This window comes from Bradyrhizobium erythrophlei, from assembly GCF_900129425.1.
GTDB classification, from domain to species: Bacteria; Pseudomonadota; Alphaproteobacteria; order Rhizobiales; family Xanthobacteraceae; genus Bradyrhizobium; species Bradyrhizobium erythrophlei_C.
Genome location: NZ_LT670817.1, coordinates 4,826,344 through 4,849,427, shown reverse-complemented (window position 1 = coordinate 4,849,427; position 23,084 = coordinate 4,826,344). Strand labels below are relative to the sequence as shown.

Here is a 23,084-nt window from a genome sequence, read left to right as displayed (position 1 = left end):
GGGGATTTTATGAGCCCCGGTCAGACGCGGCTTGCTTTCAGCCTTCGCCCAACAGCTCTTTGATGCGGCGCTGCAGTTGGCGCTTTTTCTCTTCGCTCTTGCGCAGGCGCTCGGCAAGGTCGGAGACGGGGAGTTCGGACGGGGCCTCCGAACTGAAGGCAACCCCGACAAAATTGTCGCGCCACCAGATGACCTTGGCGAGGAAGGAACGGCCTTTTCGCGCGATCGTCAGCGAGATCGGCTCCAGAGGGAGTTTGACGACGTTGCTGAATTCAAGACTAGCGCCGTTTTCCGAGATGTTGCGAACGATGCAATCTCTGGATCCGCCGGGTTCGCCGGTCTCGGCGACTCCGCCATAAATAACCTTGTCGCGCACAAGCTGGCGTCGATCCGACATCGAATATCTCCCAACAAAGAGGCAGGACCATACGCCGCTTCGCCGGGTGCGAAAGTCCGCGGCCGGCAAAATGCGGCGTTAACGTAAATCGATCGCCGCCGCGTAGCGTCGGATTCAGTTGTTTTGGTGCTTCAGCGCCGCGGCTATCATTTCAAACTTCTCGGAGAGCATGCTGCCGACAAGGTAGAGCGGAACCAGCATCGCCAATCCGACGCCGGCTGCGATAATGGTGAATTCGATTCCGGTCCCGCCGGCTTCGGCGGCCAGGAACGCGCGAAATAACCTCACTCTTGATTGTTTCAACGGTCGTGCCATTCAGTGCTCGGACAGCAACTGGGCGATCCGGGCCTGCAGTTCGCGCCGCTCGGATTCGCACACCCGCAATCGGCGCGCCCAATCGAGCGAAATCGGAATATCCGTTTCGACCGGGCGGAAAGTCAGGCCGGCTTCACTGGCCTGACGCCAGCTGATTTTTGCGGGAAACGCGCGGTTTTTCTTTGCGATCAGGAGTTCAACGACATCCGGCAACAGCGCGGGATTGTGGAATTCCACTTTCGCCCCGTCAGGAGAGAAATTGCGGATCACGCAATCCACCGTGGATTGGCGCCCGTTGTAGGCGATGACGCCGCCATAGATTACGCGTGCGCGTGCGCTTCGACGCCGCTCGATCATCGATTCCTCCCGAATTAACACTTTGGTAACAATAGCCGCGCCGTCTTCGGGAGGACACCGGCGATTTTTGAATGCTGTTCTTAAGGTAAATCAGCCGCGGGGACGCGGTTTTGGCGCTACGCCGCGCTCTCACGCAAGCCGCGGGCGATTTCCTTCTGCGCATCGAATTCGCGCCGCCGCCGCGCCAGTTCCTCGGCGCTCAGCATTGCGACGTTGTTGTAATCGCGTTTCCAGGCGGCGTCCGCGTTCCAGCGCAATGGCGATTGCACCGTGGTTTGCGGCGAGGGGGCGGTCTCGAGCACCCGCAGCGCGAGTTCAAGCGTGAAGGCCTGGGAGTTCGGATCGTGCGGCTTGCCTGCGGAATTGCCGAGCGGAAAATCAGAGAACAGAAACCGCGGCACCGCGGCGTGTTCGACGATGTCCTTGGCGCAGCCCATCACGACCGTGGAAATGCCGTTGGCTTCGAGGTGGCGGGCCACCAGGCCGATGGTCTGATGGCAGACCGGGCAATTCGGCACTAGCACCGCGGCTTCCACTTTGTCGTCATGGCAGCGCGCCAGGATTTCCGGCGCATCGGTCTCGATGGTGACGCGATGGCTGCGGTTGGTCGGCGCACCGAAAAAGCGCGGTGCGACTTCGCCGATCCGGCCTTCGCCTGCGAGCCGCTGCAGTTGCGGCAGCGGAAACCAGGTTCCGCTGTCGTCGGCCGATGTGTGCAGGCGATCATAGGCGATGTGAGAAATTCGCAAATCATGGTTCTTCGAGGTATCGCCATCATAAACCGAATAGAATTTGGCGCCGCCATTGTACTTGGCGCCCGGGCCCTGATCGCCTCTGGCCGGATCGAACGGCGCTGCGGTGGTGACGATGGCGACACGGGATTGGCCGAGCGGCTTGCGCAAGGGCTGGAACGGCGCGTCGACATAGTGCGCCCAGCGATAGGGCGTGGTGTAGCCGATGGCCTGATAATATTCGCGCGTGCGCGCCATGTAGGGGATCGGCGCGTCGTCGTCGGGCGCGAAGCCAAGCGCGTCGTCCGATGGTGCGGTCATGTCTTGCGCTCCCATATGCGGGACATCATTGTCCGATACCAGAAATAGCTAGACGGCCGGTTCCCTGTGTCAAGCACGCTCCGCGGATATAGAGCACTCATGCGTACGGGTATGGATCCACGAACCGCGCTTTGGGCTGCGATCCTGACGCTGTGGTTGCCGGCGGTCGGGGCAATTGCCGAGAATGCTGCGCCGGCAAAAACCGGTATCGCAACGCCGAGCGTCGAAGAACTCGCCACGGATAACAAGGGTGTCCCGCAAAAGCCGGCGGACAATGCGCGGGAATCCGACACCCGCGAGGCGATGTGCCTGATGATCGAATCGGCAGCGAGGGCCAACGATCTGCCGCTCGAATTCTTCGCGCGGGTGATCTGGCAGGAAAGCCGCTTTCAATCCGATGCCGTCGGGCCTGTCACCCGCAGTGGCCAGCGCGCCCAGGGCATTGCGCAGTTCATGCCGGGAACCGCCAGCGAGCGCCGGCTGCTCGACCCCTTCGATCCGGTGCAGGCGCTGCCTAAGTCCGCGGAGTTCTTGAACGAGTTGCGTAGCCAGTTCGGCAATCTCGGACTAGCTGCGGCGGCCTACAATGCCGGGCCGCGCCGGGTGCAGGAATGGCTCGCCGGATCAGGCCCGATGCCGCAGGAGACGCGCAATTACGTCGTCGCCATCACCGGTACCACGGTCGAGGACTGGGCCGCGGCCGGCCGGAACGGCAAGATCCCCGACCGTGCGCCGAATGGCAGCTGCCGCGAATTGATGGCGTTGCTCAAACGCGCGCCCAATTCCTTTGTCACCGAACTCGAACAGCATGTGAAGCTTGGTGCTGCCAAGCTGTGGGGCGTGCAGCTCGCCGCCGGCTTCAATCGTGATCAGGCTCTGGCGATGTATGCGCGCGCGATGACGCGGTTGAGCGCCGTGATCGGCGATCAGGATCCGAGCCTGCTGGGCTCGATGTTGCGCAGTCGAGGCACGCGGACCTTCTATCAGGTGCGGATAGGCGCCGACACGCGCCCCGCTGCGGATGATCTCTGCAACCGCATCCGCCGCGCCGGTGGCGCCTGTTTCGTGCTGCGAAACATGGAGGTCAGAGGGTGAGTGGGCACCTGCATGACAGCCCTGAGGCGCGGTTCGCTTGACCTGGGTTGGCTTGGTGAGCCTTATGCCGGGCGAGACTCACTTTCATCAGGTTGCCCTTGGACCTTCCTGCAGCCGACTTCCCCGGATCGCAAAGCTCGCTGCGCGCCTTCGCATGGGGCGTGCGCTCGGTCACCTCGACGGTTCTCACGCTGGTGCTGTTTGCGACCTATCTCGGCATTGGCGCGCTCGCGCATGATACGCATTTCAGCCTCGGATGGGTGTTGGCAAGCACGGCTTTTGTCTGGGCTGGGCCTGCGCAGATCATCCTGATCTCGACGCTCGATTCCGGCGCAACGGTGGTGCAGGCGGCCATCGCGGTCGCGGTCAGCGGCATTCGGCTGTTTCCGATGGTGGTCTCGGTGCTGCCCATGATGCGCACGCGAGAGACCAAGCGGCGTCACCTGGTGCTGGCGGCCCATTTCATCGCGGTCACCCTGTGGGTCGAATGCTATCGCCTGCTGCCGCAGGTGCCGCGCAATCGCCGCATCGCCTTCACGCACGGGCTCGGCGTCGGCCTGCTCTCGGTCTGTCTTGTCGCGACCGCGATCGGCTACGGCCTCGCGGCCAATCTGCCGCAACTGTTCGGCGCCGCGATTCTGCTGCTGACGCCGCTGGCATTCCTGCTCTCGACCGCGCGCAACTGTCGACAGCTTGCCGATATCCTGGCGCTGGGTCTGGGGCTCGCGCTGTATCCGTTCGCGGCCACGCTGCACAGCGGCGTCGATATCCTGATCAGCGGTGTGTCGGCGGGCACGATCGCCTATGGCGTGCACTGGTGGCGTAAGCGGGAATGAGCGATTTCTTCGGCGACTGGAACGCGCTGCTGGTGTTGCTGCTCGCGGGCTTCCTGCCCAATGAGATCTGGCGCATGGTCGGGCTCGTGCTCGGCAGCGGCATCGACGAAGGCTCCGAACTCCTGGTGTGGGTGAGGGCGGTGGCGACTGCGATCCTCGCCGGCGTCATCGCGCAAATTCTGGTACAGCCGCCGGGCGCGCTGGCGAGCGTGCCGGATTGGCTGCGCTATGCCGCGGTGGCCGCCGGGTTCGCGGCCTTCATCGTGACGCGGCGGTCGACCCTGGCCGGCGTGGTCTGCGGCGAATTGCTCATGCTTGCTGGCAAATGGTGGCTCGGGTAATTAGCTCAGATGGCGTGATACGAGGCAGTGATGGTTCGAGAAAGTGAAATCCGCGAAGGCGAACTGGCCGTCGAGATGCCGCCGCCGCGCGACGCCGGTCTGGTCTTCATCGGCCGCATCCGCACGCCCTGGACCTCGCGTCTCGACGCCCCGCGACAGGGACGCCATGACGGACCGGTCTGTCGGCTCGAGATCTTCGAGCCGTGGCTGCCGGCGATCAAGGGCGTCGATTTCTACAGCAATCTCGAAGTGATCTACTGGCTGCATCTGTCGCGCCGCGATCTCGTGCTGCAGAGCCCGAAGAACAACAAATCGACCCGTGGCACATTTTCGTTGCGTTCGCCGGTGCGGCCGAACCCGATCGGCACCTCGATTGTCAAACTGGTCGGCGTCGAGGGCTCGACGGTGCTGGTGCGCGGTCTCGATTGCCTCGACGAGACGCCGCTATTGGACATCAAGCCCGACCGCTGCGAATTCAGCCCGCTCGCGCCGCCGCAAAAGGGCGATTTCGAGACGGAGTGAAAGGTCTCGCCCCGAAATGACGGCAGTTGGAATCAGGCCCCCTCTAACGCCGCCGCCAGCTTGGCCGCATTCGCTTCCAGCACCTTGCCGTCTTCCTTGCGGCTCGCCGGCGGCAACAGCGCGACACCGTCGTGACGGGGCATCACGTGCATGTGCAGGTGAAACACCACCTGTCCGCCGGCGGGTTCGTTGAATTGCTGCAGCGTTATGCCGTCGGCCTTGAAGGCGGTGATCGCGGCGCGCGCGATCTTGTGGGCGACGCGCGCAACATGGGCGAAATCATCAGATGAAATGTCGAGGATGTTGCGGGCAGGGGCCTTCGGGATCACGAGGGTATGGCCGGGACAGCGCGGCATGATATCGAGAAACGCCAGCACATGGTCGTCCTCATACACCTTGTAGCAGGGAAATTCCCCGCGCAGGATTTTCGCGAAGGGATTTTGCGGGTCATAAGCGGGCATGGCGTCTCCCAGAATCCAGTTTTATTTCAGGACGGCTCGTCGGCCGATTTACGGAACGGCCCGGCCTCGGTCAGTTCGCGCGCTGCTTCGGCCACATAGGCGCGTTCGCGCCGAAGATAATCCGCGATCGCGCGGCGCAGACCGGGGTCGGCGATGTAGTGCGCGGAATAGGTGGTTTGCGGCAAGTAGCCGCGCGCGATCTTGTGTTCGCCTTGCGCGCCGGCCTCGACGGTTTTCAAGCCCCGTCGTATGGCAAAATCGATCGCCTGATAATAGCAGACCTCGAAATGCAGGAACGGGTGATGCTCGATCGCGCCCCAGTTGCGGCCGAACAAGGTCTCGGATCCAATGAAATTGATGGCGCCGGCGATCCAGCGGTTGTTGCGCCTCGCCATGACCAGTAGCACGTCGTCAGCCATGCTCTCGCCGACCAGCGAAAAGAATGAGCGGGTGAGGTAGGGCCGGCCCCATTTCCGCGAACCGGTTTCCATGTAGAAAGCAAAGAACGCGTCCCACGCATCTTCGGTGATGTCGCGGCCGCTGAGGGCGTGAATGGTGATGCCGTTGGCCAGCGCATCGCGCCGCTCGCGCTTGATCGCCTTGCGGTGGCGCGAATTGAGCGAGCCGAGAAAATCCTCAAAACTGCCGTAACCCTCGTTGTGCCAGTGGAACTGCTGATCGGTCCGCTGCAGGAAGCCTTGCGCCGCGAGGAATTTCCACTCGGCTTCGCGCGCAAAGGTGACGTGAGCGGAGGAGGCGTTGGTGGCATCACACAGCGCCATCAACCCGCTCGCGAGCGCGTCCGCAATGCGTTCCCTGTCGACGCCATTGGCAATCAAAAGGCGCGGCCCGGTCGCGGGGGTGAAGGGAACCGAGGCCTGCAGTTTCGGATAATAGCGGCCGCCGGCGCGTTCATAGGCATCGGCCCAGCCGCGGTCGAACACGTATTCGCCCTGCGAGTGCGATTTCAGATAGCACGGCACCATACCGGCGATGTCGCCGTCGAGCCGGGCCACGAGGTGCCGCGGGCCCCAGCCGGTCCGCGCGCAGGCCGATCCGGACTGTTCCAGCGCTGAAAAAAATGCATGCGAAACGAAGGGGTTATACCTGGGTGTTGAGCCGGCACAGGAATCGGCTGCGGGGCTGGATGAAGCCAGCGTGTCCAGGAGATCGAGGCTATCCGGATCGGGCGGGGGGTTGGCGCAGGCGTCCCAATCCTTGGCCGGGATCTGGCTGACAGACGACACCGCTTCGAGGGTTATTTCGGATGAATCCATCGACTCTCAGGACCGGTCACGCCTTCATCAGCCACCGCGCATGGTGACCGGCCAAAGATCGTGCATTGCGGCGATGCTTTCAAGAGCGTGGAGCGCGTATCAGGTTCCCGGCCGAAAGCCTTCAAAGATCATCTGATCAGCATATCGGGTGGCGCGTTCTCGCTGCTCCGTTGTCCTCACCGTCCAGGTCAACAGCGGCAAGCCGAAAATGTGGCGCGCGATCCAGGGGGCAGGGGCGGGCAGATCCTCCACCCAATAGGCGACGAAATGCGGCCGGGTGCGGAACGCGTGGCCGAGATGGAGCATGCCCCGGCGCTGCTCGGGCGAAGCGTCGGGCCAGTCGGCTTCCTCATAGGTGCGTTCGGCGGTGATTCCACGAGGAAGTCTTGGCATCAGTTCGCGCAACGCCAGCACTTGCTCCGGGTCGAACGACATGGCGGCCGCAGGTCCGGAATAGGCGGCGAGTACTTCCGCCATCCGCCTGACCAGTCTGCGGTCGCCATCGAAATGGCTCTTCAGCTCGATCACCAGCGGTACGCGGCCTCCAACCAGCGCGCAGAGATCGCCAAGCGACATCATCCGCTCCGGCGTGTCCTTGAACGAGACGGCCTTGAGTTCCGCCGCGGTCTTGCCGAGCAATGGCCCGCTGCCTTCCGTCAGACGGCCGAGCGCATCGTCGTGATGCACCATCGCCTCGCCATCGGCGGTAAGCTGGATATCGCATTCGATCGCAAAATTGCCGTCGACCGCGGCTTGAGCCGCGGCCGGCATGTTTTCAACGATGCCGCGCGCGCGGTCGTGCAGACCGCGATGGGCCACCGGCCTCGCCGTCAGCCAGTCAGGCGCGCGCACGCGGCGGCTCCGGCTAGGAAACCTCGAATACGCCTTCGACCTCGACCGCGGCGTCGGCGGGAAGCGAGGCGACACCGACGGTGGTGCGGGCGTGGCGGCCCTTGTCGCCGAAGGCGGCGACCATCAGGTCGGATGCGCCGTTGAGCACCTTTGGCCCGTCAAGAAAATCGGGCGCGGAATTGACGAAGCCACCGAGCCGGACCACGCGAACCACCTTGTCGAGGTCGCCCACCGCGGCCTTGATCTGCGCCAGCAGGTTGATGGCGCAACCGCGCGCCGCGGCGTTGCCTTGCTCGATCGTGACGCCGGCGCCGAGCTTGCCCTTGGCGATCAGCTTGCCCTGCGGGTCGACGCAAACCTGCCCGGAGATGAACAGCAGATTTCCGCTGCGCACGAAACCGACGTAATTCGCCACCGGGTTCGGCGGCTCATGCAAAGTCACGCCCTGCGCCGCCAGTTTCTGCTCGACCGTACCCGCCATCTGTCGTCCCCGTTTGATTGATCAGTACCCGATATATGTTCGATCGGGCCGCCTTATTTCGCGCATCGCGCCGTCACATGCAAGCGAGCACGGGTCGGTAGCGAAATGCCGAAAAACATGGCCGTGCGGCCCGGATTCGTACTTTTTCGTGAAGTGGCCCTAGTTGCGGCGCAATGGGAGGGTGAATAACGTGACGAATCCACCTCGAGGAAAACATATGGCTCGCCCGTTCCGGAATTCGCCTCGTGACGCCAGAGCGCTGCTGCTGACGGCCGCCGCCGCCGTTGTTTTTTCGGGGCTTGCCGGCGTGCGCGCGGAGGCCGCGGCAAGCAGCGCGTTTCTCCCGCATCAGGCGCTTTACGACCTCAGCCTGATGAAGTCGCGTAGCGGCAACGCGATCAGCAGTGCGCGCGGGCGCATTCTCTATAATTTCTCGGGGAGTGCCTGCGAGGGCTACACTTCGGAATTCAGGCAGGTCTCGGAGCTGGACAGCGGCGAGGGCAAGGTGACGCTGAGCGACCTGCGCTCGACGTCCTGGGAGGATGGCGCCGGCAAGAGCTATCGTTTCAAGATCGATACGCGAATGAACGACACCGATTCCAATCCGGTCGACGGCGTGGCGGAGCGGACCGGCGATAAAATCACGGTCAAACTGAAGCAGCCGGAAGCCAAGACCTTCACGCTCGACGGCGCTACGGTTTTTCCGACCGAGCAGATCCAGCGCATCATCGCAGCGGCCAAGGAAGGCAAGTCGATACTGGAATTGACGGTTTATGACGGGTCGGACAATGGCGAAAAAGTCTACAATACAATGACCGTGATCGGGCAGCCTATCCCCGGCGATCGCACCATCGCGACGCCCGACCCCTCTACCGCCAACGACCTGATGAAATCGCTGACGCGGTGGCCGGTGACGGTGAGCTATTACGACCGCGATGCCAAACCCAGGGACGGCGAGCAGACGCCGGTCTACGCGATGTCGTTCGAACTGTTCGAGAACGGCGTCTCGCGGGCGCTGGTGCTCGACTACAATGACTTTGTCATCTCCGGCGCGATGGACAAGTTCGACGTCAAGGATTCCAAGCCGTGTAAGTGACGGCATTAAGCCGTCCCCTGAGTTCGTCGTTGCGAGCCAACGGGTCGCGCGAATGCGCGCTATGACGGGCTCCGCGAAGCAATCCAAAACCTCCACCGTCATTGCGAGCGCAGCGAAGCAATCCATAGTCCCCAACCGTCATTCCGGGATGGTGCGCCAGCACCAGACCTCAGATGTGCCATTGCACATCGGGGAATCTCGAGATTCCGGGTTCGATGCTTCGCATCGCCCCGGAATGACGGTGCTGGATTCCTTCGTCGCTCCTTCCCGCGCCGAGCCGTCATACTCCGCCACCGGTAATGCCGCTTCAATTTTCAGAAAGCGTCGTGATTTTCAGACACACCTTCGCGATCTCGCCGCGCGTTTCGCGCGAGTTTTGCCAGAACGTTCCGCCCTCTCAATCAGAGGGCGTGGGGAATGCCGGGCGCCCGATGCACCCGCAGCCTCGTGTGCGCTATGGGTAGTAAGTATGCACACGAGTATTCACAGCGAGCCATCGGAAATCACCCGACATTCCCGCACGCAATGGTTTACGGCTTATACCGTGCTCTCCCCGGTGATCGGCTTTCTTGCCACCGTCGTTACGCGGATTAATCCGCCAACTTGACACCAGCGTCGGGGTGTCAGGACCACACGTCTTCGCCGTCCGCTGCAAGCCACGCCCGTCAAGCGCGCCGCCGCGTCCACCGCATCCCGCCCCGCGTCCGTGACGTCGCGAGCCGCCCCTCTGAGTGGGACGGGACGGCAACAGACATACAACTGATTTGGGTCTTCGGAAAATCAGAATATTTTTTCAAAAAGGGGCTGGACAGCGCCCGACTACACCAAATCTAGCCCGTCGGGCGTATATCTTTTTTTGGGTGACGCCATCCGCTGGTTCAACGGAAGACAAAAAATTTGACGCGACGGGGCAAATCACCAGCCCGCCACCGCCGACGGGCCGACGTCGTTAGCCCTCCAGCGCGCGGCTAACTGCGGCAAATCCGATCGTCAGCCTGATTTGTTGATCTTCTTTACCTTCGCATCGGTCGCTTCGATCGATGCGGCTAATTCCAGGATCGCTTTCGCAAGAAGGTCGGCGGCTTCCTTCGCGTCCTGAGATCGTCCGGCTCGAAGCGCGTAATTCCTGGCTGAGGATAATGACATCGGTGACGTGACCTTTTCCCCCGAAGAATCCACCGGGTTGAGGCGATGGGTTTCTTGACGCAATCTTTCTCGTGGGGCCGTTGCGGTAATCCACCGATGACTACGACCTAGCGGTCGGCGGTTAATATTTGCCGAAAGGTCGCCGGTTCCTCGGCGTGAGGAGGGAAACTCCATCCTTTTTTGTTTGGCGGATGACCTCGACGCCGGCAACGACGACGTCCGCTCTTTTCCGATAATGGATATCGTCAGGCCGCTAAGGTCTGTCTTGTGCCATGAGCGGAACAAGCATCCAGGCCGGCAGCAATCGGATGGAGCTAACGCGGGCCATGCGATATCCGCGACACGTTTCGCCTCGCATCAGCATTCTCGTGTCGATAGGTCTCCCGCTGCGGCGAAACCGAGTCAGGCTGTGCCATGAACCCCTCGACGAACGAAACGAACGCGCGCGCCTTGGTGCTGGCGAGGCGGCCGGTCGGATAGACCGCAGACAGATTTGTCGACGGCAAGACCCAGTCCTCCAGAACCGCGACGACCTTTCCGGATTTCAACTCGGGCGAGAAATTCCACTCCATGGACACCGCCAAACCCATACCGCAATTCACCGCCTCCCGCAGGCCCTCCGACGCGGTCACTTTCAAGCGCCCCTGAAGAACCACCGACACCTCCGCAGCGCCCTTTCGAAACTTCCAGGACTCGCCTCCGCTGCCCCGGGTGTAAATGATCGCCTGATGGCTGCTCAGATCGCTGGGGGACATCGGGGTTCCCCAGCGCTGAAGATACGCCGGCGTGGCCACAACGATGCTGCGGCCTTCCGCGATCCGGCGCGCGGTCATGTTCGAATCCGGCATCGCCCCCACGCGCAGCGCAACATCGATGCCCTCGTTGACGAGATCGACGTTGCGGTCGTCGAGGACAAGATCGATATCGAGGGCAGGGTGTTCGGCCAGGAAGGCCGGCAAGTTAGGAATGACATGGAGTCGTCCAAGGCAGACCGATGTCGAGACGCGAAGCTTGCCCGAGAGGCCCGACGCGCTCCCTCGCGCCGCCACCACGGCCTCATCGGCTTCCTCGATCGTCCGCTTGGCACGCTCATAAAAAATCCGGCCGGCCTCGGTCGGGACCACGCTGCGCGTCGAACGCATCAGCAGGCTAACTCCCAGCCACTTCTCCAGCTGGACAACAGCCTTCGACACCGCCGGCTGTCCGATGCGTTGATGCCGGGCGGCCGCCGAAAACGAACCGGTATCGACGACGCGCACGAAGATTTCCAATGCTGCGAGCCTGTCCATTTAGCGCTCCACCAGAATAAGCCATATTCCTATCTGTGCCTTCTGCGACGAAATGGAATAGGTAGCTGATCCCTGGGGAACCGGCACGGCTCTGCCGGAGGCATTGTGCGCTTCGCAGGCAAAATCCGAACATTTCAAGAGCCGAAGAAAGCAGTCAGCCATCCAGCATGTGAGCGCTGCGACGCCACCATTCATCAGCACAAGGACTGACGTCATGGGCAAGTTAGAGGGAAGGTTGGCCGTGGTTACCGGAGGCACCACGGGAATAGGCTTCGCCATAGCGAAGCGGTTCGTCGACGAAGGCGCCTATGTCTGCATAACGGGCCGCCGCCAAAAGGAACTCGACGAGGCCGTGAAGGCGATCGGCAGCAACGTTGCAGGAGTTCGGGGAGACGTCTCCAAACTGCAGGACCTCGATCGACTCTGCGAGACCGTCAAGGCGAAGGGAAATATCGACATCCTGGTCGCCAATGCCGGCATCGGCGAATTCGCTCCGCTGGCAAGCCTCACCGAGGAGCATTTCGACAAGCTTTTCGACCTCAACGTGAAGGGCACGTTGTTCACGGTGCAAAAGGCGCTGCCCCTGATGAATGACGGAGCGTCGATCATCCTCGTCGGCTCCGTCGCGAGCGTCAAAGGCACACCCTCGTTCGGCACCTACGGCGCGACCAAGGCTGCGGTTCGCAATCTGGTGCGAACCTGGACGATGGAGCTGAAGGACCGCCGTATTCGGTCGAACGTCCTCAGTCCGGGTCCGATCAGGACGCCCCTGGTAGATCGGCAGCCCCCCCGAGGCCATTGCGAGGTTACTGGCCACCATTCCGATGGGACGAATGGGAGAACCGGACGAAGTCGCCAAGGCGGCAGTATTTCTGGCCTCTGACGATTCCAGCTTTGTCACGGGCATCGAACTATTCGTCGATGGCGGCCGAGGCCAGGTTTGATCGGCCGAAGAGCGGCTGCGGACTAGTGTTTCTTTCGCGGCTTGGAAACCTGGCTCAAGCGCGCATCGAGAGACGCGAGTACATCTCCTCGGGCGTTCTCCAAAATCTCGTTCGAAAACGCTGGCGCGGCCTGTGCGACAGACCGTGAAAGGACTAGCGCACCCAGCATTTCGCAGTGCAAGCTGATTGCCCGTTCGCGTAACGTCCTACGCCCGCCTGCCGCAGCCAAAGATCCACTCTCGGCGATCAGCCCAGCCAGGATCGTTATCTGATCGTCCAATCCGCCGGCGAAATGCGACTGTGCTCCGGCGTCCAAGCGGGGAGCATCGCCAGCAAATCCGGTGACGGGGCAGCCGTGGCCGATGTCGTCGCGATGGGCTTGCGACAGATACCAGTTTATGTAGCGCCGAAGAGCGGTGGTGGACTCATCGACGGGCGCCCTTGCGAATTTGACGAATTCTGCATTCCCCTCGGCGATTGCCGAAGCAAGCACCTCGGCAACCAGCGCGGCCTTCGACTTGAAGTGGTTGTAGAAGCCACCTTGCGTAAAGCCCGCGTGCTTCATCAGTTCGTTCAGCCCAACGGCCTCCACGCCGCGTTCTCTGAATAGCCGCGCAGCAGCGGCAACAATCGCGCGGCGGTTTTCCGCGGCCTGTTCTCTCGACACGCCCAAAGCTTTGCTCCTCGATCGCCGCTATTTAGCTAGTACATCACAATTACGTTTGCAATGGATTATCGCGGTCGGAATACGAGCTCCTAGCTGGCGCGTGGAAGCGTAAGGAGTGGCGCTGATTCAATAGCTTAGCGAAGGGTTAGCGGGGATCAGCGAGGAGGACGTGTGCCGCCCTGGGAAGGCAGGACCGAGCGAGGAGTGTTGACATTTCGCCGGCTCCGGCTGAAAAGACAATTGTGAATGACATTGTGTTTCTCTTTCGCGAGCCCTGCCGCCTTGGGGCCTTCAACCCGGAGATAGACATGATTAAGCCCCCGACGATCCTGACCCGTCGCAGTGTATTTCGCGCTGGCGTCGGCCTGGCCGTTGTTGCAACGGCAATGCCGGTGCTCACCCCTGCCTCAGCCCGGGCGGAGGGCGCCAGTCAAGCCGGCGCGGAACCGCTAAACGGCGATGGCTTCTATCGCTTCAAGATCGGCGACTTCCAGGCGACCGTGGTCTCGGATGGCTATGGGCAGATACCGATCCGGCCGATCCTCGCCATGAACGTCTCTGAAGCTGAACTCGCCCCGGTGTTGAAGGCAAACTTCATGCAGCCGGTGATCGAAATCACAAACAACATCCTGGTGGTCGACACCGGACGCGAGCGTATCCTTGTCGATTCCGGTTTTGGCGAGAAACTCGGACCATCCTTCGGCAGCTTTCCCGGGGTCGAGGCGAACCTGCGCCGGGCCGGAATCGCGCCCGAGAGCATAGATCTGGTCGTGACATCGCACGGTCATCTGGACCATATCGGCGGCTTCGTGACGAAATCGGGCGCGCTGACGTTTCCGGAGGCTCAGTTCGTCTTTGTCGATACGGAGTGGAACTACTGGACCGGCAGCCGTTACGAAAGTGAGATCAACAGTTCGCCGATGCCCGACCCGTTCAAGAAGGGCACGATCCGGGCAGCTCGAGATAGCTTGCCCCCGGTTGCCAACCGTTCCCGGTTCGTGAAGCAGGGCGGCGAAATCACAACTGGCGTGCACTATGTTGCGGCGCCGGGACATTCGCCGTCCCATGCCGCACTCCTGTTCACCTCGGGCAAGGAGCAGTTCATGCATATGGGTGACATCGCCCATAACCCGGTGACGAGTTTGCAGCATCCCGAATGGACGCCCATCTTCGACTACGATCCCGCGCAGGCGATCAAGTCGCGCAAGGCTATCCTAGACCGCGTCGCGACCGACGGGATCATGGTGATGGGCTATCATTTTCCGTTCCCAGCTATTGGACATGTCGTCCGACGCGACACGGCATACCACTGGGAAGCCGCCCAGTGGATCTGGTAGCGAGCCGACGACATCTCTCCGGAAGCGGGCGATGTCTTTCACACAGGTGCGCCGTCCCGGACGACTCGCTCTTTCGCTCGCGGACGCACCTTTGAACGGGGCGAGCCGCGCAAAAAAGCAACTTGAAAGGAGCCTTCATCCATGAAAGCCATCCAGTATCGCGCCTACGGCGACTATGCGGAGAACAAATTCGTTGATCTTCCGGCACCGGCTGCGAACGACGGTCAGGTGCTGGTGCGGATACATACGGTCGGGATCAATCCGCTGGATAATACCTTTCGCTCCGGCCACCATTATGCCGCCACACCTGAGAATTTGCCGCGGGTAGGCGGTCAGATCGGGGCGGGCATCGTGGTGGAGACCAAGAGTCCCGGCTTCAAAGTCGGTGACCGCGTGTTCGTCACCGGACCCGGCTTCGGCATTATTGCCGACGGCACTTGGCGAGAACTGGTCGCCGCGCCCGCCGCGGGCCTGATGCCAATCCCCTCGCATATCGACGATGAACACGCTGCCGCCTTCCTCGCCGGCGCGGGCTACCTGACGGGGTATCTCGTGCTGACGGAGTTTGTTGCCTTCAACCCCGGGCAGAGCGTACTTGCTCCCGCCATAGGTGGCGCCGTGGGTATGGAGAGTGTGCAGATTGCCCGCAAACTCGGCGCTTCGCTCGCGATCTCGACCGCCAGCACCAGCGCGAAAGCGGAGATGGCGCGTGCCGGCGGCTATGAGCACGTCATCGACCTCTCGCGCGAGAGCCTGCGAGACGGCGTGATGCGCCTGACCGGCGGCAGGGGTGTGGACGTCGTTATCGACGGCGTGGGCGGAAAGCTCACGGGCGAGGCGCTCGGTTGCCTGCTTCCCGGAGGGACGTATGCCGTGGTCGGCTACGCCGGCGGCCGCGAGGCAAGCGTCAACCTCACCGACATCATCTGGAAGGCGGCCAAGATACGTGGCTTCACTTTCAGGGCCTTTGCGCCGGAGACGCTGGCCGCTGCGCAGAAGACACTCATCGGCTATCTGTCCGAAGGTGCGCTCCAGCCGACCATCGCCAAAGTGTTTCCACTCTCCGATGCCGCGGACGCGGTTCGGCACCTGATCGAGGACCGGCCGTTTGGCCGCGTGCTGATGCGGGTGCGGGACTGAGGAGGATCCGGTCGGCCGCCGCCATCAAGTCCTGCGGAGGTGCGAGCGGAGCAGGGCGTCGCGACGCACCGGGATCAATCGACAAAGCTGTCGCCGAACATCGGCAGGCCGCTTTTCGACTCCTCGCGCGCCGCCTCATCCTGGAGGACGTCCCAGTGTTCGGCCAACACCCCGTCGGCGATGCGCACCACGTCGGCGGCGATCCAGCTTCTCGGGCGTCCGGTGCCGGAGAATCGTCCGTGGACGATGACGAAGTCGCCTTCGGCTACGATCACGCCCGGCTCATATTTGAGGGATGCGGGAATACCCTTGATGAGGTCGAAGAGACCTTCGCGGCCCGGCCCGATGTGGGCGCTGTGCTGGACGTAGTTGGGTGACCAGAAGCGTTCAGCGGCCGCGTAGTCTCGCTTGTTGAACAAGGTGTCGAACGCCTCGAGGACGAGCGCCCTGTTCCTTGCTTCCACTGACTGACTCATTTCATTCTCCTGTGGGCTCCGTCGGGAACAGGGAGTGAGCCCGGCCCGAGCCACCAAAGCCGGGCCGCCGGCGTCCGGTTAGCTGATCTCGTCGACACGGTCCGGGTAGAAGGCGACGTAATCCTTGATCTGCGCCATCGCTTCAAACGGGGTCTCATAAGTCCACACCGCATTGACCGAACGATGCCCGCCAGCCGGAATGCTGTAGTAGGAAGCGTCGCCCTTGTAGGGGCAATACGTCGTGTGTTCGCTACGCGTGAGTGCGGCCATATCGACATCTCGACGGGGGATATACTGAACGGCCGGATAGGACGCCTCGCGAAGCGTCAACGCATCGCTTGTGTCGGCGATGATCTTTCCGCCGACTTTGACCACCACGCGAGACGGGTTCGCTTCGATGGAAATGGGATGGTCAGGCCCGGGAATCTTCATCGGTTTGTCAGTCATGATCAGCGTCCTTCTGAATTGGAAACGGCACCACGGCATCCAAAAACCGCGTCACGTCGCCGACGAATAACGCGGGATATTGGTACTGCGACCCGTGATTGGAATCCGGATAGAGGATGAGTTGCGCGTTAGGCAGGTTCTGCTGAAGAATAAACGAATTCACGGAATAGATGATCACGTCATTGCTTCCGTTGATCACCAGCGTCGGGTGGGTAATCTCTCGGAGATAGTCGAACGCGCCCGCGCGCGAAGCACCCCATTTACCGATCGCGGTGATCTGCGCGGGCGCGACCATCTCGGTCACCTCGGGATCGCGACCTTCCTGGCGCAGGCGGAACCGCTTCAGAAATGCCCGGCCGGCAGCCTGGCTCGCCTCAGTCGGCGTGAAGAAAACGTCCAGCCACAACTCGTCCGGGTTCGCATAGCTCGCGCCGAACGCGGCCTGAGCTTCGGGCGTCAGGGTCGCCATCGCCTCTCCACCCCGCGGGCCTGTCCCCACCAGGATCAAGCGGCGAACCAGACCAGGGTTGGCGGCCGTCAGCGCCTGCGCGACGAAGCCGCCAAGCGAGAAACCGAGAACGTCCACCTTCGCAAGACCAAGCGCCTCGATGAACGCCGCCGCGTTGGCCGCCATCTCCTCGACCGAAGCCGGCACCTCGCCGCTCGTGCTGGAAATGCCGGCGTTGTTGAACAGGATCACCTCCCGCCCCGCCGCGAGGCCGTCAGTCACCAGCGGGTCCCAGTGGTCCATCGTACCGATGAAATGCATGTTGAAGACGAGCGGTACGCCGCCCGATTGGCCGAAGCGCCGGTAAGCGAACCGAATGCCCGCTGCGTCCACGAACTGCGTCGGCGCGGTCTGGTGACTGTGCTGAGTCATGGCGATTTCCTCTGGCGGCGGGCGAGATCCGGACGGGATCAGTTGGCGCTGTGTCCGCCGTCGACATTGAGGACATGACCCGTGATGAACCTGGCTTCGTCCGACGCGATGAACACGATACCGTCGGCGACTTCCTCGGACAGGCCGAGCCGACCCAGCGGAACCTGCGTCGCCAGCGCCGCCTTGTTCTCCGCCGTGCCGGTGAAGCGGGTCAGCATGCCCGTGTCGGTGGGGCCAGGCGCGACGGCATTCACGCGAATTCCCGACCTGGCGGTTTCGAGCGCCACCGACTTGGTGATGCCTTCGACGGCGTGCTTGGCGCCGGCGTAGATCGAGGCTCCGGCCGCGCCCTCGTGCCCATAGGTCGAGGAGATGTTGATGATGCTGCCGCTGCCCTGGGCCTGCATGGCGCGCACTTCGTGCTTCATGCTCAGGACGACGCCAAGAACGTTGGTCTCGAACGTCGCGGCAAAGCTTTCCGCGGTCTGGTCCGTGATCGGGCCGACCTGACCTTCGGTGGCGGCGTTGTTCACCGCGACATCGAGACGGCCAAACCGTGCGACGGTCTTGTCGACCATCGCGCGGATGTCATCCTCCTTGCGGACGTCGGCGTTGATGAACTCGGCCTCCGAACCGAAGGAGCGCAGCTCGTTAGCGAGCGCTTTGCCGGCCTCATCACGCCGGCCGGCAACGACCACCTTCGCACCCTTCCTGGCGAAGGCGAGGGCGGCGGCGCGCCCGATGCCGGTGAGTCCGCCGGTGATCAAGACAACTTGAGTGCTCATTTCATGATCCCTTGTTGGGTCGCCGGAAATCCGACGGCGTTTCGTTGGGGCTGAGCTGTCTATCCCACAGCGCTTGCAGAAGGCGCAGAACGGGATATGGCTTATTCCAATGGAGCGCTAAATGGACAGGCCTGCCGCGCTGGAATTTCAGCGCGCGTCGTCGCAGACGGGAGGCCACTGTCCGGGATGGGCCGAAAGATGTTTTGACTGCCGGCCAGTCAATTCCGGTCTTGCCCGATCAGCGCCGTCACGAAAGATCGCCTTTGGCACTGATGGTGCGGTTACGCTGGATGGCGTAATATTCTGTGCGCGGGGAAATCCTGCTGCTCGCCCCGCTTGGGTGTGATGGACGATCGCCGCAGTCGCGATCTTGGGCAGCCTCGCCAGTGAAGGAGGGTCCCATGTACGCCGCCATTCGTCAGGGTAAAGCCAAGACTGGCATGGTCGAAGAACTCACGCGCAGAATTAAGGAGGGCGCCATTCCGATCATTAGTGATGTTGAAGGCTTCATGGCTTACTATGTGGTTTATGCACCCGACGATACTGTAACGGCGGTCAGCATCTTCAACAATTACGCGGGAGCGGAGGAGGCAAACAGGCGTGCACTCGCCTGGATCGAGCAAAACCTTGCGCCCCTGCTCATTGGCCCCGCCACCGCGGTGGCCGGCCCGGTGATCGTCCATACGTTGGCATAGCAAACTAGCGTCCGGGACACTTGGCGGCCATCTTGACAGATAGGCTATCGATACTAACGTCTTAAGTCTGTCCTCGTGAAGGGCAGCAGGCCGACCAGCGCACTGCGTTGGTGGTGAAACTTCGGAGGTTCCTGGATGACGCCACCGGGTAGAACTGCCGCACTAACCGCTGCTGCATCTGTTCGGGCTTCAGCGTAGCGGCTTCATCGCGAACAACACGCTGGGAGCGGCCTAATGGGCCTCATCAGTAGGGCATGGACCAACTTGGCCCCTCCCGGCGCGATCTCGCCACCGGATGACCTGACGCGCCCGCCGGTCACGGACCAGCGCGTCGCTGATGCGCAAAGGCAGACTAAGAGCAGCCGCTAAGTTTGACGCCGATTGGCGATTTAGTGACACCACAGCCATCCATACGTTAGCGGTTCTGACATGAAGAACCCGGTCGTGTGAGACCGCCGACGCTAGCCCGCCTTACCATCATAGAAAGTTCTAAAGAGAGGGCGTAGGAGAGGGCGTAAAGTTGCGCTGTCCGGGTGCCCTCAGTCAAGAACACAAAAGAGTTGCCCATTAGAGTTGCCCATTGATCTCGGTCAGCCGGTGCTTCGAATATTAAATTGATTGATCCGTCCGACGAAAAGCAATTTCGTAAGGAGGAACTCTCATGAAGCTTCGCGCGACATTCCTTATCGCAGCAGGACTTTCAATCCTTCTTTCGCTAGCCGTCCCAGCCAGAGCCGCTGCGCCAGAGTCCAAAAGTCAAATCACTATCCTCTACGATGCCTTCGGAACCGATCCTTCGATGAGCAAGGACTGGGGCTTCTCGGCCCTCGTGGAGATCGCCGGAAAACGAATCTTGTTTGACACCGGAAATGACGCCGACATCTTTGCGGCCAATGTAAAGGCGAAGGGAGTTGACCTCAAAACCCTTGATTTTGTTGTCCTGTCACACCGGCATTCGGACCACATGGCAGGCTTGAATTATGTTTTGAGTGTCAATCCGACTGTGAAGATTTACGCGCCCAAAGAAGGATTCGGCATCTACGGTTCGTCGCTGCCGTCGAGCTTCTACCGAAAAGATGAGACGTTGCCGCCGGAGATGCGCTACTACGGAGGCGCACCACCTCCAGTCATGAAGTTCGGCGCGGCATGGCATGGGGCCAACTTTGAATTGATCGACAAGACCACCGAAATCGCTCCGGGCATGACCCTGATAGCGTTGGTGTCCGATGCCCCCGGCACCAGGGAGCTCAAGGAACTATCTCTTGCCGTCAACACCCCTGATGGCATGGTACTCGTAGTCGGCTGCTCACATCCAGGGATTGAAAGGATTGTCGAGGCAGCGGCGGCTATCAATCCCAGAATTCATCTGATTGCCGGCGGCTTCCACCTCGTCGTTGCTTCTGACGATGTTATCGCGAAGGCAGTGGCGGCTCTGAAACATACGTTCAAGGTGGAGAGCGTTGCTCCGGGCCACTGCACGGGCGAGCCGACGTTCGCGGCGTTGAAGAAAGCCTTCGGTGACCGGTATCTTTATGCAGGTCTCGGCACGGTTCTCCCGCTTGGAGCGAACACGGGCTCCGACATCCGACGAGGCGAGGGACCGGCGCTGCAGCAAGATGACCTGACCACCTATCGCAGGCTCGCGCGCCGCGAAGATCCGTTCGGAATCCTGCATGCGCGAAGTTTACGAACAAAAGCCTCGCAGTTGTGAGGATGCATGCCGTTTGGCATGCAGCTACTAACGTCGCTCCCGACAGAAAAGCGCAACTAGGGGGAGGGACAAAAGCAGATCGCAAACACGATAGAACATCGGCGCACAATTGAGGCGGCATTCACTGCGTTCGCCGAACCGGCGATGCCAACAGCACAGGCAACCGGGTGTTTGCATCAATTCTACGCTGAGTGGTGGGGCGGCGGCAAAGCGACAGCGAGGTTGACGCAGAGCGGGTTGAAAAAATGCCAGATGTATTGCGCAAGAATGCAGGCATTTGCCCAAGGGAGGAAAAGCCATGAACCTGAAACAAGCTTTTGTCGGCATCCTGACGACCGGATGCTTGATCGGTGCCGCCGTGCTTCTCCCGAGCGTTGGCCAAGCTCAAGATGCGAAGGTAAAGATGGCTATGGAACTCTTGCAGTCGATGGCGGGTAAAATCGGTCCGCCGAAGACTGAGGGAATTGATACTGTGGCGGGTAAGCAAGTGCCTGCCATCTATTTTGGTTCGACCAAGATGAATAACCATTTTGACTTGGTTGACGAGGTCGTGAAACAAGCTGGCGGGACGGCCACGATCTTTGTGAAGAGCGGTGACGAATATGTCCGCGTAGCCACGAACGTGAAAAAGGACGATGGTTCGCGGGCCGTTGGAACCATTCTCGATCCCAAGGGTAAAGCGATCGCATCGATCCAAAAGAACGAACCGTTTTATGGAGAGGTGGATATCCTCGGCAAACCCTACATAACCGGGTACGAGCCGATACGGGATCAGTCGAAGAACGTAATCGGGATCTACTATGTTGGTTATCTAAAGTAAACGCCCGACGCTGCCGCGTGCACCGCATCCCGCCCCAACGTTCGTGACGATGGCCAACACCCCCTTCGGAACGGGATGGCGTTCTCAGCCTGAGGGAAACTCCGTCCTTGTTTGACGGATGACCTCGACGCCGCAACGATGACGTCCGCTCTACGACCGACGCTAGAATGGAAAGTTCTAAGAGAGGGCGCAAAGTTGTGCTGTCCGGCCTTGATGCCTCAGTCAGGAACACACAAAAGGGTTTTTTGCTGGTTCGGCGCGCGTGCTTTGCGCACGGACTCTCCAGCCAACATGGCGATCACCGAGATCATGGAGCAATCATCATGACGACATTCCCAATGTGGGAAAAGATCGACCAGCAGCGCCGCCGCCTTTTCAGCGCTGCGGCCATGGCCATTGCCGCCGCCCAATTCGGAGTGATCCGTTCGGCCAACTCTCAGCCCGGCAAGACGAAGCTGCCTGCGATCAAGCCGGGAACGCACACATCCTTCGGCCCGCTGAAGCAGATCGACGCCGGCGCTCTTAATGTCGGTTACGCCGAAGCCGGTCCGGCCGATGGTCCTGCGGTCATTCTTCTGCACGGCTGGCCCTACGACATTTACAGCTTTGTCGATGTCGCGCCTTTGCTGGCATCAGCCGGCTACCGGGTGATCGTGCCCTATCTGCGCGGCTATGGTACGACGCGCTTTCTTTCCAGCGAGACGCCCCGCAACGGCCAGCAGTCGGCGGTCGCCGTCGATATCATCGCCTTAATGGATGCTCTCAAGATCCAGAACGCAACCATCGGCGGGTTTGATTGGGGAGCGCGAACGGCCGATATCATCGCGGCACTGTGGCCCGAGCGCTGCAAGGCGCTGGTTTCCGTGAGCGGCTATCTGATCGGCAGCCAGGAAGCCGGCAAGGCGCCACTGCCGCCAAAGGCCGAGCTCCAATGGTGGTATCAATATTATTTTGCCACCGAACGCGGCCGGGACGGCTACGACAAATACCGGCACGACTTTTCGAAGCTCATCTGGCAGCTCGCTTCGCCGAAGTGGGACTTCGATGATGCCACGTTCGATCGCACAGCGACGTCCTTCGACAACCCGGATCACGTCGCGATCGTGATCCATAATTACCGCTGGCGGCTCGGTCTGGCCGAAGGCGAGCCGAAATATGACGATCTGGAAAAGCGGCTTGCCGAGGCGCCGGTCATTACGGTGCCCACCATCACCCTTGAGGGTGACGCCAACGGTGCGCCGCACCCCGACCCCAGTGCCTATGCCAAAAAATTCACGGGCAAATATTCGTTCCGGTCCATCAGTGGAGGCATCGGGCATAACCTGCCCCAGGAAGCACCGCAGGCGTTTGCCGAAGCCATCGTCGATGTCGGCGAAAGCTGATCGGCGTCAACCTGCAATGCAGCGCTGATAGTAGGAGAGCTGGCATGAGCCGAATCCGTGGGAGGCCAACCGGATTTGCTTCGTCGCTAAAGCGTGACGAGATGAGGTTAGATTGAACTGCGGCGCAGCGGAAATTTTACCTCTCCCATAGGGAGAGGTCGGCGCGTAGCGCCGGGTGAGGGGTTACGGTCTATCGTTGATGCAGCGCCCCCTCACCCGATTTGCTGCGCATAATCGACCTCTCCCCGCTGGGGAGAGGTGAAGGACACCGATTCAAATTAAA

At 61.3% G+C, this 23,084-nt stretch carries 26 protein-coding genes and 1 pseudogene; 13 read left to right on the top strand and 14 right to left on the bottom strand.

The features are described from left to right. Positions 1-37: 37 nt before the first annotated feature. From B5527_RS23175 to B5527_RS23160, 4 genes are all read right to left on the bottom strand, one after another. Positions 38-397 (bottom strand): PilZ domain-containing protein, encoded by a 360-nt coding sequence (locus B5527_RS23175; RefSeq protein ID WP_079603612.1) that lies wholly within the window; start codon positions 395-397, stop codon positions 38-40. Between the two features lie 114 nt (positions 398-511). Beyond that, entirely contained in the window at positions 512-685 is a 174-nt protein-coding gene (locus tag B5527_RS23170; protein ID WP_154072457.1) for a Flp family type IVb pilin, read from the bottom strand. A gap of 27 nt (positions 686-712) precedes the next feature. Next, positions 713-1,069, bottom strand: a complete 357-nt coding sequence (locus B5527_RS23165; RefSeq protein WP_079603610.1) for a PilZ domain-containing protein — start codon at positions 1,067-1,069, stop codon at positions 713-715. A gap of 116 nt (positions 1,070-1,185) precedes the next feature. After that, complete coding sequence (locus tag B5527_RS23160; protein ID WP_079607444.1) at positions 1,186-2,121, bottom strand: glycine/sarcosine/betaine reductase selenoprotein B family protein; 936 nt, start codon at positions 2,119-2,121, stop codon at positions 1,186-1,188. Between the two features lie 99 nt (positions 2,122-2,220). Here B5527_RS23160 and B5527_RS23155 point away from each other — a divergent pair, with 99 nt between their 5' ends. The 4 genes from B5527_RS23155 (at position 2,221) to tsaA (ending at position 4,915) form a co-directional block, all read left to right on the top strand. Then, positions 2,221-3,216 carry a lytic transglycosylase domain-containing protein gene (locus B5527_RS23155; RefSeq protein ID WP_154072456.1) on the top strand — a complete coding sequence of 332 codons (996 nt, stop codon included), beginning with the start codon at positions 2,221-2,223 and terminating at the stop codon, positions 3,214-3,216. A 98-nt stretch (positions 3,217-3,314) separates the two neighbouring features. Continuing rightward, the gene (locus tag B5527_RS23150; RefSeq protein ID WP_079603608.1) at positions 3,315-4,052 is read left to right on the top strand and encodes an AzlC family ABC transporter permease; all 738 of its coding nucleotides are present in this window, start codon (positions 3,315-3,317) and stop codon (positions 4,050-4,052) included. After that, positions 4,049-4,393 (top strand): AzlD domain-containing protein, encoded by a 345-nt coding sequence (locus B5527_RS23145; RefSeq protein WP_079603607.1) that lies wholly within the window; start codon positions 4,049-4,051, stop codon positions 4,391-4,393. The genes B5527_RS23150 and B5527_RS23145 overlap by 4 nt, the downstream gene beginning before the upstream one ends. A 30-nt stretch (positions 4,394-4,423) precedes the next feature. Next, positions 4,424-4,915, top strand: coding sequence for a tRNA (N6-threonylcarbamoyladenosine(37)-N6)-methyltransferase TrmO (gene tsaA, locus B5527_RS23140; RefSeq protein WP_079603606.1), 492 nt, complete (start codon positions 4,424-4,426; stop codon positions 4,913-4,915). Positions 4,916-4,947: 32 nt separating this feature from the next. On the opposite strand, the gene B5527_RS23135 is transcribed toward tsaA, so the two are convergent. The 4 genes from B5527_RS23135 to B5527_RS23120 form a co-directional block, all read right to left on the bottom strand. After that, complete coding sequence (locus B5527_RS23135; RefSeq protein ID WP_079603605.1) at positions 4,948-5,376, bottom strand: HIT family protein; 429 nt, start codon at positions 5,374-5,376, stop codon at positions 4,948-4,950. Positions 5,377-5,402: 26 nt separating this feature from the next. Beyond that, the gene (locus tag B5527_RS23130; RefSeq protein WP_079603604.1) at positions 5,403-6,653 is read right to left on the bottom strand and encodes a GNAT family N-acetyltransferase; all 1,251 of its coding nucleotides are present in this window, start codon (positions 6,651-6,653) and stop codon (positions 5,403-5,405) included. Between the two features lie 99 nt (positions 6,654-6,752). Next, entirely contained in the window at positions 6,753-7,505 is a 753-nt protein-coding gene (locus B5527_RS23125; RefSeq protein WP_079603603.1) for a glycerophosphodiester phosphodiesterase, read from the bottom strand. Positions 7,506-7,518: 13 nt separating this feature from the next. After that, positions 7,519-7,986 (bottom strand): RidA family protein, encoded by a 468-nt coding sequence (locus B5527_RS23120; RefSeq protein ID WP_079603602.1) that lies wholly within the window; start codon positions 7,984-7,986, stop codon positions 7,519-7,521. 217 nt (positions 7,987-8,203) lie between these two features. Here B5527_RS23120 and B5527_RS23115 point away from each other — a divergent pair, with 217 nt between their 5' ends. Both B5527_RS23115 and B5527_RS44360 read left to right on the top strand, forming a co-directional pair. Next, complete coding sequence (locus B5527_RS23115; RefSeq protein WP_079603601.1) at positions 8,204-9,082, top strand: cell envelope integrity EipB family protein; 879 nt, start codon at positions 8,204-8,206, stop codon at positions 9,080-9,082. Positions 9,083-9,143: 61 nt separating this feature from the next. Further along, complete coding sequence (locus B5527_RS44360) at positions 9,144-9,689, top strand: hypothetical protein (RefSeq protein WP_154072455.1); 546 nt, start codon at positions 9,144-9,146, stop codon at positions 9,687-9,689. A gap of 853 nt (positions 9,690-10,542) precedes the next feature. Here the strand turns inward: B5527_RS44360 and B5527_RS23105 are convergent. Then, complete coding sequence (locus B5527_RS23105) at positions 10,543-11,517, bottom strand: LysR family transcriptional regulator (protein WP_079603599.1); 975 nt, start codon at positions 11,515-11,517, stop codon at positions 10,543-10,545. Positions 11,518-11,731: 214 nt separating this feature from the next. On the opposite strand from B5527_RS23105, the pseudogene B5527_RS23100 reads away from it, so the two are divergent. Then, a pseudogene (locus tag B5527_RS23100) lies at positions 11,732-12,461 on the top strand (SDR family NAD(P)-dependent oxidoreductase). Positions 12,462-12,483: 22 nt separating this feature from the next. Here the strand turns inward: B5527_RS23100 and B5527_RS23095 are convergent. Beyond that, a complete protein-coding gene (locus tag B5527_RS23095; protein WP_276329353.1) occupies positions 12,484-13,128 on the bottom strand; it encodes a TetR/AcrR family transcriptional regulator in 645 nt (214 codons plus the stop codon). A 254-nt stretch (positions 13,129-13,382) separates the two neighbouring features. Between B5527_RS23095 and B5527_RS23090 the strand changes: the two genes are divergently transcribed. Continuing rightward, the gene (locus B5527_RS23090) at positions 13,383-14,465 is read left to right on the top strand and encodes an MBL fold metallo-hydrolase (RefSeq protein WP_154072454.1); all 1,083 of its coding nucleotides are present in this window, start codon (positions 13,383-13,385) and stop codon (positions 14,463-14,465) included. A 141-nt stretch (positions 14,466-14,606) separates the two neighbouring features. After that, positions 14,607-15,605 carry a quinone oxidoreductase family protein gene (locus B5527_RS23085; protein WP_079603596.1) on the top strand — a complete coding sequence of 333 codons (999 nt, stop codon included), beginning with the start codon at positions 14,607-14,609 and terminating at the stop codon, positions 15,603-15,605. 74 nt (positions 15,606-15,679) lie between these two features. Here the strand turns inward: B5527_RS23085 and B5527_RS23080 are convergent, their stop codons facing one another. From B5527_RS23080 to B5527_RS23065, 4 genes are all read right to left on the bottom strand, one after another. Beyond that, positions 15,680-16,081, bottom strand: a complete 402-nt coding sequence (locus tag B5527_RS23080) for a nuclear transport factor 2 family protein (protein WP_079603595.1) — start codon at positions 16,079-16,081, stop codon at positions 15,680-15,682. Positions 16,082-16,159: 78 nt separating this feature from the next. Next, complete coding sequence (locus B5527_RS23075; protein WP_079603594.1) at positions 16,160-16,528, bottom strand: DUF427 domain-containing protein; 369 nt, start codon at positions 16,526-16,528, stop codon at positions 16,160-16,162. Beyond that, a complete protein-coding gene (locus B5527_RS23070) occupies positions 16,521-17,408 on the bottom strand; it encodes an alpha/beta fold hydrolase (RefSeq protein WP_079603593.1) in 888 nt (295 codons plus the stop codon). The genes B5527_RS23075 and B5527_RS23070 overlap by 8 nt, the downstream gene beginning before the upstream one ends. 38 nt (positions 17,409-17,446) lie before the next feature. Further along, positions 17,447-18,193 carry an SDR family NAD(P)-dependent oxidoreductase gene (locus B5527_RS23065; RefSeq protein ID WP_079603592.1) on the bottom strand — a complete coding sequence of 249 codons (747 nt, stop codon included), beginning with the start codon at positions 18,191-18,193 and terminating at the stop codon, positions 17,447-17,449. Positions 18,194-18,594: 401 nt separating this feature from the next. On the opposite strand from B5527_RS23065, the gene B5527_RS23060 reads away from it, so the two are divergent. The 4 genes from B5527_RS23060 (at position 18,595) to B5527_RS23045 (ending at position 22,801) form a co-directional block, all read left to right on the top strand. Continuing rightward, positions 18,595-18,888 (top strand): antibiotic biosynthesis monooxygenase, encoded by a 294-nt coding sequence (locus tag B5527_RS23060; protein WP_079607443.1) that lies wholly within the window; start codon positions 18,595-18,597, stop codon positions 18,886-18,888. 661 nt (positions 18,889-19,549) lie between these two features. Next, positions 19,550-20,599 (top strand): MBL fold metallo-hydrolase, encoded by a 1,050-nt coding sequence (locus B5527_RS23055; RefSeq protein WP_079603591.1) that lies wholly within the window; start codon positions 19,550-19,552, stop codon positions 20,597-20,599. A 298-nt stretch (positions 20,600-20,897) separates the two neighbouring features. After that, positions 20,898-21,419 (top strand): Cache 3/Cache 2 fusion domain-containing protein, encoded by a 522-nt coding sequence (locus tag B5527_RS23050; protein WP_079603590.1) that lies wholly within the window; start codon positions 20,898-20,900, stop codon positions 21,417-21,419. A 338-nt stretch (positions 21,420-21,757) separates the two neighbouring features. Beyond that, positions 21,758-22,801, top strand: coding sequence for an alpha/beta fold hydrolase (locus B5527_RS23045; protein ID WP_079603589.1), 1,044 nt, complete (start codon positions 21,758-21,760; stop codon positions 22,799-22,801). The last annotated feature ends 283 nt before the right edge of the window (positions 22,802-23,084 follow it).